At 28.6% G+C, this 11821-nt stretch carries 8 protein-coding genes; all 8 read right to left on the bottom strand.

The features are described 5' to 3' along the window. Positions 1–211 precede the first annotated feature (211 nt). Positions 212–511 carry a 50S ribosomal protein L27 gene (rpmA, locus tag CLOBL_RS25190; protein ID WP_009172643.1) on the bottom strand — a complete coding sequence of 100 codons (300 nt, stop codon included), beginning with the start codon at positions 509–511 and terminating at the stop codon, positions 212–214. A 4-nt stretch (positions 512–515) separates the two neighbouring features. Continuing rightward, positions 516–902 (bottom strand): ribosomal-processing cysteine protease Prp, encoded by a 387-nt coding sequence (locus CLOBL_RS25185; protein WP_077861517.1) that lies wholly within the window; start codon positions 900–902, stop codon positions 516–518. Positions 903–909: 7 nt separating this feature from the next. After that, positions 910–1221, bottom strand: coding sequence for a 50S ribosomal protein L21 (gene rplU / locus CLOBL_RS25180; protein WP_009172645.1), 312 nt, complete (start codon positions 1219–1221; stop codon positions 910–912). 195 nt (positions 1222–1416) lie between these two features. Continuing rightward, positions 1417–2865 carry an Rne/Rng family ribonuclease gene (locus tag CLOBL_RS25175; RefSeq protein WP_077861516.1) on the bottom strand — a complete coding sequence of 483 codons (1449 nt, stop codon included), beginning with the start codon at positions 2863–2865 and terminating at the stop codon, positions 1417–1419. A 34-nt stretch (positions 2866–2899) separates the two neighbouring features. Then, positions 2900–3604, bottom strand: coding sequence for a TIGR03936 family radical SAM-associated protein (locus CLOBL_RS25170; RefSeq protein ID WP_009172647.1), 705 nt, complete (start codon positions 3602–3604; stop codon positions 2900–2902). After that, on the bottom strand, positions 3588–5444 hold the full coding sequence (locus CLOBL_RS25165; protein WP_077861515.1) for a TIGR03960 family B12-binding radical SAM protein: 1857 nt from the start codon (positions 5442–5444) through the stop codon (positions 3588–3590). The genes CLOBL_RS25170 and CLOBL_RS25165 overlap by 17 nt, the downstream gene beginning before the upstream one ends. Positions 5445–5772: 328 nt before the next feature. After that, complete coding sequence (locus CLOBL_RS25160; RefSeq protein ID WP_077861514.1) at positions 5773–9996, bottom strand: DUF445 family protein; 4224 nt, start codon at positions 9994–9996, stop codon at positions 5773–5775. 151 nt (positions 9997–10147) lie between these two features. Then, entirely contained in the window at positions 10148–11686 is a 1539-nt protein-coding gene (locus CLOBL_RS25155) for a hypothetical protein (RefSeq protein WP_077861513.1), read from the bottom strand. Positions 11687–11821 lie beyond the last annotated feature (135 nt).

Raw genomic sequence — 11821 nt, 5'->3', positions numbered from 1 at the left:
CACTGTGTGAAAGTTCGAGACACCAAATGCAAGATTTGGACTCTCACTTTTGGTTCACTGCTTATCAATAGATTGCTCTAATAGACTGACTATGAGAGCAATCTACTTCCTTGTCTGATGAAAAATATACTTGGCATATTGTGACTTGTTATTTTCTTTCATATGCCCTAAAAAAGCACTCTTAATGTAAGAGTGCTTTTTTTCTAGAATATTATTCAGCTATTGCTTCAACGTCTACTGGGTAAACACTTGCTTTCTTCTTATCTCTACCAAGTCTTTCGAATTTAACAATTCCATCAACTTTAGCGAATAAAGTATCATCTTTACCTCTTCCAACATTTTCACCTGGGTGAATTTTAGTTCCTCTTTGTCTATAAAGAATGTTTCCAGCAAGAACAAATTCTCCATCAGCAGATTTAGCTCCTAATCTCTTAGATTCAGAGTCTCTACCATTCTTAGAACTACCAACTCCCTTTTTGTGAGCGAATAATTGAAGGTTCATAATTAGCATGTGACTACACCTCCTCTTTTATAAAAGTTATATATTCTTTACGTTTCTTTTGCCCTACTAATGCATCAAAGCCTAAAATTACACTTTCCACGCTTTTTTCAAAGGTTTTAAGTAAAACCTGAGCCTGGTTTAGTTCTTCCTGATTAAAATCCTGAAGGTCTAATTTTAAGTATCCGTCTTTCATCTCATAAGTTGAATTAAGCTTTAAAACTTCATCCAAACCAATGATTACACTTTGAGATAATACAGAAACTGAATTACATATCATATCAAATGCTTCTCCAATAAGTGCAGAATCATTTGAAAAGTCTCTGTCGCCACTCATTGCATGACCATTTATTACGAAACCAACTATAACATCTTTATGTTGTTTAACTTTTACTTTAATCATAATTTTATTATGCTTCGATCTTTTCGATTACTAACTTAGTGTAAGGTTGTCTGTGTCCGTTCTTTCTTCTATAGTCTTTTTTAGACTTATATTTGAAAACTATAACCTTCTTTGCCTTACCTTGTGCTGCAACCTTAGCTACAACTTTAGCTCCTTCAACTACTGGAGTACCAACTTTGATACCTGCATCAGTTCCTACAGCTAAAACTTCGTTTAATTCAACTGTTGAGTCAACATCAGCGCTAAGTTTTTCAACGTATATTACGTCTCCTTCTTGAACTCTGTATTGCTTTCCACCTGTTGCTAATACTGCGTACATTAAAACACCTCCTCATAACGGTCTCGCCACTTTTGGTACAAAGATTTAACTTTGTTTTCTATAAAACCTTACGTGCGCGGTTTACGAATTTCAGTCTACCACAAATTTCTCATGTTGTAAAGTTTTTTTTAATTTCATACTTATGCAAAAATTCTTTTTAAAGGCCACAAGCTTTTCTTCCTCGACTGTAAACTGTTAATTGTGAACTGTTAACTGAATTAAGTAGTCCTTCAAATTATCTTTTTGGCCTTGAAATAGCAATGGTTCAATTTTATACCCTTCTATATTATCTACATAAGTCAAATATATTTCTTTATCCAAACCATCTATTTCTTTCACGAAATCAAATAAATTTTCTTTAATTCTGTCTTTATAAATATTATCTAATTGTATATGGAAGCTGTTTATCGAGTTTTCTTCCTTCATTCTTATTATTTCATTTTTAATAAGACCTTCAATATAAGATAGTTTTAAAATCATTCCTCTTCCTTTACACAAGTCGCAGTTTTCTTCCATATACTCATATACACTCTTTCCTTGTCTCTTCCTTGCAATTTGAACAAGATCCAGTTGAGTAAATGGGAATATCTTTACATTACCTTTATCTGATCTTAAACTTTCCTTAAGTGAATCCATCACAATTTCCTTTTGACCTTTATCTCTCATATCAATAAAATCTATTACTATTATTCCACTTAAATTCCTAAGCCTTATCTGTTTTCCTATTTCTTTCGCAGCCTCTAAGTTAGTCTCTAGAATAGTCTTATTAAAACTTTTTTCTTTTACATTCTTTCCACTGTTAACATCAATAACGTACATTGCTTCAGTTTTATCTATGACAATATATCCTCCACAAGGCAAATTGACTTTATTATGTCTTAATTTTAATAATTCTCTTTCTAAATTATAAAAATCAAAGAGACTTCTATACCCATCATACTTTTCAACCTTAAAATTTTCCTGTCCTTTTATAAAATGAAGTATTTTTTCAAGATCCATATCATCATTCACATAAATTTTTATTATTTCTTCTTCATTAAAATTCATTAGAAGCTTAAATAAGCTTAAATCTTCACCATAAAGCTTTTTTTCTCCTATTGAGTGCTTCATTTTTTTATCTAAGTCTTTAAATTCTTCGTAAAGTTTATTTATTTCATTTTTAAGAACTTCTAAGGTTACATTTGCACCTTCTGTCCTTATAGTAATTCCTGCATCTTCTAAAGAACTTATGTTATCCCGAATTTCTTTCTTCTTTTCTTCCTCTTCTATTCTTTTAGAAAATTCTATTCCGGTTTCATAACAATTTAAGACAACATATTTCCCAGGAATTGAAACTTTAGAAGATAACTTAGCCCCCTTATCATTAATAGGTTCTTTTATTACTTCTACCAATATCTCCTGTCCTTTTTTTATGCCTTTTTCTTTTAGCTCCTCGCTGTAATACATGTATCCTTCTTTATCTAAACCTAAATCAATAAATATTGAATTTATGGCTGGAAGAATATTTTTAATTCTTCCTTTATAAATTTCTCCTATTACAGGCTTATTGTTATTTTCTTCTACAATGCTTTCTATCAATTCATTATTTGATTTAACAGCTATCCTTAAAACTTTTTCTCTTCTCTCAATAAAAATCTCTTTCATTCTTATAACACCCACTTCTCAGTACTTATAATTCTTAACTCCTAACTTTACTAAGTGGAATAAGTTTATCGTTTTTATAAAAATACATTTCTTCGCGCTTTACATTAACAAAAGAATCTAAAATGGCATTTGATGTTTTTTCCTGAATATATTGAACAAGTAAATCTGCACTTAAATGTTCTCTGCTTCCTGTACTTATTACCACATTGAGTACTAAATATTCATCTTTAATCCAAAAGCTAAACTCTTTTACAAAAGTTCTTATGTTAACTTCTCTTTCACCTTTTTTACTTTTCTTTATAGCATTCCATTCCTTTGCTTCTAAAAGCTTATTAATTTCTTCTTCAAGTTTAGACACATCAGAATACTTAATCTTTATTGTATATCTAGCTGCATCAATTAATGCCATAGCTTGTGGCACTTTCTTTTCTCCTTCTTTGTAAGGAATTGCTGTAGCACTTATATATTTTATTCCACTTGGAGCAGTTTCATTTAATTTATCCACAATTTCTTTTTCATCTACCTCAGTTGTGAGCACCATATCCATATATTCCCCACTTGAATATACTCCAACCGATAAAGGCTGAGCTATTGAAGTGTTCATATGTGGATTAAAGCCTTGTGAAAATTCTACAGGAAGTCCCGCTCTTCTAATATTTTTTTGAATAGTTTTAAGAACATCTAAATGAGATATAAATTTTATATTTTCTTCTTTAGTAAATTTAGTTAAGTATCGCACCTTCAAAACACTCCCCATCTTTAAAGTTCACATTAACACCACAGCCAGTACATCCGACTCTGCAGTTTTGTGTTAATTCTGCTTTCTTAGCCTTTTCATTTTCTATCTCTAAGTACTTTCTATTTACTCCAATATCAATAAAATCCCAAGGCAATACTTCATCATAGCTTCTTTCTCTATACGCATAGAAATCTGGGGTTAAACTGCATTCTTTCATAGCTTCCATCCATATATTGAAATTAAAGTATTGATCCCATCCATCAAACTTAGCCCCTTTTTCAAAAGCTTTTATTAATACATCACATAATCTTCTGTCTCCTCTTGCAAAGACAGATTCCATTACAGATGTTTTTTGTTCATGATAGTTGTATACTATACACTTAGACTTAATCGAAGATTTAACTGCTTTAATCTTTTCAGTAACATCTTCAAACTTAGCCATTGGAGCCCATTGGAATGGTGTAAATGGCTTTGGTATAAGTATTGAAGTACTTACCGTAAGTCTAAGACCTTTGTTATTATTTATCTTATTAGGTACTTGCTTGTATCTATATACTATTTTTTCTGCTAACTCTCCAATTCCCATGCAGTCTTCTAATTCCTCATATGGAAGCCCAACCATAAAATAAAGTTTTAAAGTCTTCCAGCCTGCTTCAAACGCACTTGTTGCTGCATCTAATATTTTCTCCTCAGTAAGCCCCTTATTTATTATGTCTCTCATTCTTTGAGAGCCTGCTTCAGGCGCAAAAGTAAGTCCAGTCTTTCTTACCTTTTGAATATCTTTAAGTAAATCAACTGAAAATGCATCTACTCTTATTGATGGGAGCGCTATACCAACTCTATCCTCTTCATGTTCATGAACTAAATCTGTTATTAGGCCTCTTATATCAGAATAATCACAGGTACTTAAGGATGAAAGAGAGATTTCTTCGTAACCAGTGCTTTTAACTAATTTTCTTGCTAATTCTTTTAAATCTTCTTTTGTCTTTTCCCTAACAGGTCTATAAATCATACCTGCCTGACAGAATCTACAGCCATTAGTACATCCTCTAAATACTTCTAAAACTATTCTATCATGGACAATTTCTGTATATGGAACAATTATATCTGTTGGAAAATCAACCTTAGTATAATTATTTATAATTCGCTTTGTAACCATCTTTGGCACATCATCATATTTGGGTTTAAATTCTTTTATTGTATTATCTTCATTATATATAACCTCATATAATGAAGGCACATATATTCCTTGAATCTTAGATATTTCCCTTAAGAATTCTTTCTTATTCCATTTATCTTTATACTTATTGTAAACATCTAAGACATCATTCATCATTTCTTCGCCTTCACCAATTTCAAAGAAATCTACTATATCATATAAAGGTTCTGGATTATATGCACAAGGACCTCCTGCCATAACTATAGGTTCATCCTCTCCTCTTTCCGATGCCCTTACAGTTATTCCAGATAAATCTAGCATATTCAATATATTTGTATAACTCATTTCATATTGAAGAGTAAAACCTAAAATATCAAATTCTTTTAAAGAATCTTTAGTTTCCAGAGCAAATAAAGGAATATTATTTTTTCTCATTTGCTCTTCCATATCAGGCCATGGTGCAAATGTCCTTTCACAATATGTATCACTTCTTTGATTTATAGTATGATAAAGAATTCTACTTCCTAAATGGGACATTCCAACTTCATAAACATCTGGGAAACAAAATGCAAATCTTATATTCACTTCTGCTGGATTCTTAATTACTTGATTTAATTCTCCACCAGTATATCTACTTGGTTTTTCAACCTTAAATAAGATATCATCCGAAATTTTATTCATTAATATATTTCCTCCTTAAAACACATATCAATGTGTAATTCTCTTAAGTGTTTAAAACTCATAATTATAGTTTTGTCAATTAAATAAAAAAACATTAAGTCTACTTCCGCATAAATAAAAGAAGTATAAACTATTATTGCTATACTTCTCTTTTGCTATCCCTATTCTAACACAATTAATTCTTATTGAAAACAACCTTATTCCTAATGAATTCTACATATACAACATATAAACTAGGTCTATAACTTAGAGCTTATATTTTTTATAACTCATAATTTTGTGCAAATAATCTAAAAATCACAGGTAATAACTCTAATTTTCGATTTATTTATCTATAATGTGTTACGTCTTTTTTGGGAGATACCTTACTATATCTAATATCAAGTCCTAATAGAATAATTGATAAACCTACATTAATACCAAATACAAAACCAAATATTCCATAAAGACGTAACTTACTAAAAAAGTCTCCTGCAAATGAGTTAAATAACATATCAATTTCTTTAGGATCAAGTGCTTCAATTTGTTTATTACTTAGGTTCTTTAAGTTTATTTCCTGTAATATAGGAACAATATATTCACTAGCAGAACTTAATCCTATTTGTATTATTTGGCCTACTATATAATTTTTCAAATCATCTGTGACAAAATCTAAATTATCATCAATTGCATTTTGTACTACTTTTTCTATTAAGTTAATATTAGTTTTATTAAATGCTTCATCTTCAAAAATATTCTTAACAACTTTCTCAATATCTCTATCTAAAATATCGCAATCAATAATTTGCTTTATCTGCATCTTAGATATTGTGCTATCATAAAGCTCTTCTCCAAACACAGCTAAATGTTTTTTAGACATTTCACTAGAACTAATTAAATTTAAAGCCTTATGTACAACCTCTTTGACATTTTCATCTGTAATTCCATCAAAAACTTGTAAACTCGATATATTGAAAAATGGTTCTATTAATTTTTCTTCTAAAAACTCTCCTGTTATTTTAGATATAGCCTCTGCATTTTTACTTAAGCTACTATAAACATCTTCTTTTATTATATTAAATTCATTATAAAACTTTTCATAAACTAAATCTAAGCTATGTACGTTACATAATTTAAGATATTCTATAAGCGGAGTTGAAAAGACATGTTCTAAAACAAAAGTACTAAACTTATTAATATTTTCTCTTAAAGCAGTTTCTTTATTAAACTTTTCAAATATATTATCAATCAGCATTACTGTATTGATTTTATCAGCCTTAATCTTTAATTCGCTTACTTTCATTGGATAAATATTTTTATCTAATACCATCCTCCAGATATTAATGATCTTATCTCCTTCGCTTTTCACAAATATTGGCAGTTTCTTATACAATATGATTTCTACAACCTTATATGCTATGTCATCTCCACCAAAAGCTCCATAAGCTATCTTCTCAAAAAAATTAAGATTATCTTTAATTGTCTCTTGTACGGTAAAGGCAAGCTGCTCTTTATTGCTTTGTAAATATAAAATAGCTCTATCCGTAATTTTATCAGCTAATATCTCTAGGTTTACATCAATAATTTCTTTAACTTTTCCATTAAACATTGATCCAATATCATTATTCTCATATAACCCATCATTTAAAAACTGTTTTATTTTATTGCCTGCATCTGTTTTTAAATCATTAGTAATATATGAGTAAAGCTTAATTTCAAAATTCCCCTTGGCCTTATTAATAGAGGCTTTTCCCAAAATATCTTCACATGATTTTTTTATTTGTAAATCATAGTCATTTCTATAGGCGCTAATAATTGTATTTATTAAATCTGTTTCCTTGGCACTATTAATTTTTTCTTTGAGAATCTTTTCAATTTGAATCTCAGCATATTGTTTTGTTTCAAATATTTCTCTTGGTAAAATATCATTAACATGATTATCTGAAGAAAGTTTTTTCTGTGCCAAATCAACCAAGTAATTTTCAGCTTCATTAAGGCTATCTATTAACTTTGGCATAATACTTAAAACATGATTATTTTTAATAAATTTATCAAACTTAGTTTCTTTTATTTTATCTGCTATTTTTTTAGCTAAACTTGATTTATTATCACAATATTTTAAAATCCTTGTATAAATATATCGTCCTATATCTCGTTTCTTATTTCTAACAAAGTTAACTAAAACTTGATAATTATTATTCGTTACTATGGCCATTAACGCTGATGTAGTAGTATCTTTATGCTTATTAAAACTTTTATTAATTTCCTCTTTATTTAACAATTCTTCATCAATTAATTTAGCCATTCCAACTGCAAACTGGTTTTTATGGGCTGGAATATACCCTAAAGCAAATTTCTTAAAAAACGGTATTTTTGAAACAATTTTATTTTCTTTATATGGATGAAAAATCATCCACAATGCTATTACATTTGTTATGTAACCAATGCCTGCCATGATTGCAAGTGACATTATTAAATTAAGAAGGCTTCCTGGGAACCCATACCACCCAATAGAATCAGGAAAAATTAGCTGATATGCTATTCCTACCACTGTTCCAAGGATACCTCCAAAAACAGAAAGAGGCTTAAGCTGATTTCCCATAAACTCCTGAACTATGTCGCAAATCTCATCTTCATCATATTTATTTAGATTATCTTTTGCGAATTTTTTAATATTGCCATCCAATAAATCTGGAAGCTTAGAAATTAATGTAGGATATCCTTCATTTATTAGAATATCTGATAACTGCTCCTTATTAAAATATGTATTGATTACTTCTCTGACTTCACGTTTCTTATTTTTATCCACAGTTTCCTCATAGCTTACCATGAAATTATCCACAATAAAGTCTGAAATATCCACTTCATACTTTTCTAATGTTGAAACTAAATTTATATTTTTTACTTTTGAAACTATAAAGTTCTTTAGCTTTTCCTTATATATAACGCTATCTCTATTTAATACATTACCAGCTAGACTTACAAATTTATTAGACAACTTAGAAACTTTATTTTCTGGAAGTAATTGTAACAAATTCTTATTAAATAATTCATGACCTTTTATATTTATAAAATCACTAATTGCAGTATTAATCTTCTCACTTAATTTATCTTTATTTCTAAAAATACTCCTATATAGTGCCGGTTTTAATTTAGTGTTAAATAAACTTACTAAATCAAGTTCAATAAATTTATCTATACTCTTTGAGAGCTGTGATTTAACTATAGCTCCTATAATATTTTTTCCATGAAGATTAAACTGTTTAATAATAAAATCTACTGCTTTTTCATAACTTATAAAATCCTGCTTCTCAAGTAACTTCACAATATCTTTTATCTTTTTATTTTTTAAATAATTTATTATTGTATTGGTTAATTTATTATAAGAATCATCATCTAAACTATTATTAAAATAATTAATGATTTTATTCACAATATCATTTTCAGATGAAATATCTCCCATAAGTGCACTTCTAACTTTTGAAATTACAAGCTTCTTAATATTTTCATCCATACCGTCAATAGCTTCATCAATGGCTTCTTCAATCATTTCATCAAAAGATTCTTTATTACGTGAAATCCATTCTGATATATATGGCATAATTTTAGGAATAATTGTCTTTATGAATACTGTCAAATGAGTTTCTATTTCAGCTGGAAGAAGTTCATAAATTGTAAAATCAATATCTTTTCCAATCAAATAAAGCTCATTTATAAAATTTAATATTAATTCCCTGCCCTTAGGAGAATTAATAAGATCATTCATTTTATTATATAGATTAAGGTTAATCTCTTCTTCTTCAGAATCTGAAATAAATTTATTAAGGGTATAATCATTAATTCTTTCTTGCAATTTTATAACAGTTGAATTTACGTTTATAGCTTCAAGTATTTTATCAAAGAATATTTGACAGGATTGTTCATCTTTTAAAATATTCTCATTAACTATCTCTATAATGTTTTTAGATACATTGTTAATCAATTTTCCTTGTAATTCTTCTGAAAAAATTTCTGAAAGCTTCTTGTTAGAATTTTCTTCATACAAATCAGAAATAAACTCTTTAAGTGTACTGCTTTTTTCAACTTCATTTACTAATAACTCATATGTTGAAGTTACTATTTGAGAAATTTGTTCTTCATTTAATAAATCCTCTAAGTTCATTTTAGTAAAAATGTTACCTAAAAATTCTGGCAAAACTCCATGTAAATTTTTTCTTATAAATCCTTCGCTTCTAATAGCACTATTAGAAAAATCAAAAACTTCCTGTACTTTCATATCTCCAATATTATCATTTAATCCTTTTTCCAAAAAGAATTCAGAAATCTGATTAATGTAGACATTCAAATTCTTATTTGAAATTTCAGCTTTTAAAGTTTTAGAATTTATTATATCTCTTTCAAGTAAGTCACTAATTTCTTCTATAAATTTTTCTCTTTTCTTTTTTACTACTCCACCTAGCTTTAAAGGTGTATATTCCTTAAAAAGCATGTTTACAGCGTATTTATTTGTTATATATCCTGATATTCCTCCCGAAATACCTTGTAATAGTATTAGTAAAATAAACTTTAGCATAATTCTTTTCTCCTAATGTTTTTTATAATTCTATATTAGTTCATTATTGATACTCAAAATACTGTCTTTGCTTTATATTATAATAACTTTTTAGTTATATTTCTACATTTACTGGCATTTCACACTTTTTTAAACTATACCTAAGACATCTTTAATTTACATCACCTTTTCCAAATAATCTCTCTAGTATTTTTTTTAAGTAATTAATTTCTTCCTGTTTAATATTATCAGGTATATTAATAACAAATTGACGCGGTTTAATAACGTTTAATCCTTTAATTTCATTCTGTGGAAATGTAATAATTGAACTCAGCTCCTTGGTAGAAACCAGATTTCCGAATACCAAAGTTCCTTGATCATCTAAATATTGTGAAATTGCACTTCTAGCCAATGGATTATTTATACCTTTTCCTTCTGGAAAATTACCATGAGGTAATTGAAATTTCTTATATGCATCTATTTTAGCATTATCTTTATTTAAATCAAAAGCTCTTATTGGTATCTTATTTCCAGTTTTCCCTCCTAAAAGCAACTTACTTAGATTCTCTAATTTAATTAATGTAGCTTTCTTATCAGTAAACAAAAGCGTTGAGGTATTAAACATTCCTTTTCCTTTTCCATAATCTAATCGTGGAAAAAGAATTTCATCCATGTATGTCATCCACTCTTGAACTTCCTTATTTGTAGTTACAATATTTGTACTTGTTGAGGTTCCATCTGTTGTGTCACGTACCTCTGTTACGGATGAATCTGTTGTGTTTCCTGTAGAAACTCCAGGATTTATTGTAACAGTTCTTGTAGTACTTTTATTAAAGCTCTCTCCTATAGTTGTACCTTCTTGATTACTATTTGATGTAGCAATACTTCTATTTCCCGAATTATTTTCATTGTTCCTTTGAATTGTTTCTGATCTATCATTTGTTTCTGATACATTGGCAGATGTATCGCTTCCCTTTTGTTCACTTCGAGAACTCTCAAGATATAATGAATTACTGACTACATTTGTAAATGACTCTCCTGCCGAAGTTGCAATACTAGTAGTAGATGACTTAGATACAGATTCTTGCACATCACTTATAGCAAGAGACGAGAACGATGTATATAAATTCATTAAGTTATTTTCAATATTCCATATATCCTTAATATCTAAAGGCGTTGAAATTGTCAAAATGCCATATTCATCGCCATTCATAATGTTAACTAATTTATCCATATATTTATCTGATTCGTCATTTAACCCTTGAACTCCTTCTAACACGCTAAAACATTCCATTCCATTAATAGTTTCAAATAACTTCTGCTTTTCATCTGATATTAATTTTGAAACTTTACTGCCAATTAGGCTTTTCTCTATGCTTGGCTTCAATATAGAATCCCCTATTTCCTCTAATTCTAACTCCGTTTCTTTATCATAATAGAAATCTCTTGCTATTCCAAAATAAAAGTGAACAGCATCAGTATGACCTATTATTAAATATATAAAATTTATACCACATATTTTTATTGAGCTTAAAATATTTTCTATAGCTTCCTTTCTAGATGCTTTTTGCTCAATTGCTATTTCTTCCATATAATACAAATGCAAGTCATCTTCCAGAAATAGTCCAGTCTCTTTTATTTCTATTTCTTTATCACTTCCTAGGTAAAGATTATCTTTTTGTGATAAAAAACTTAATACTTCATCTCTCATAAATAATTACCCCAACTATTATTTTTTTAATATACTTTTAGCTTAGGCACAATCAAATAAATAACAAGTTAATTTACCTTCTTGCCTGATGAAAAATATTCAAGGCAACCTTGGAACTGTTATTTATTTTCATGT

This window comes from Clostridium sp. BL-8 (assembly GCF_002006495.1).
Classification (GTDB): domain Bacteria; phylum Bacillota; class Clostridia; order Clostridiales; family Clostridiaceae; genus Clostridium.
Note: the sequence above shows the minus strand (reverse complement) of the source record. Positions and strands in the feature narration are given on the sequence as shown.

Excerpts from the sequence above, each read along its gene's own strand:
- CLOBL_RS25165 (WP_077861515.1), bottom strand. The coding sequence starts at position 5,444 with ATGAATAAAATTTCGGATGATATCTTATTTAAGGTTGAAAAACCAAGT.
- CLOBL_RS25160 (WP_077861514.1), bottom strand. The coding sequence starts at position 9,996 with ATGCTAAAGTTTATTTTACTAATACTATTACAAGGTATTTCGGGAGGA.
- rpmA (WP_009172643.1), bottom strand. The coding sequence starts at position 511 with ATGCTAATTATGAACCTTCAATTATTCGCTCACAAAAAGGGAGTTGGT.
- CLOBL_RS25155 (WP_077861513.1), bottom strand. The coding sequence starts at position 11,686 with ATGAGAGATGAAGTATTAAGTTTTTTATCACAAAAAGATAATCTTTAC.
- rplU (WP_009172645.1), bottom strand. The coding sequence starts at position 1,221 with ATGTACGCAGTATTAGCAACAGGTGGAAAGCAATACAGAGTTCAAGAA.
- CLOBL_RS25185 (WP_077861517.1), bottom strand. The coding sequence starts at position 902 with ATGATTAAAGTAAAAGTTAAACAACATAAAGATGTTATAGTTGGTTTC.
- CLOBL_RS25175 (WP_077861516.1), bottom strand. The coding sequence starts at position 2,865 with ATGAAAGAGATTTTTATTGAGAGAAGAGAAAAAGTTTTAAGGATAGCT.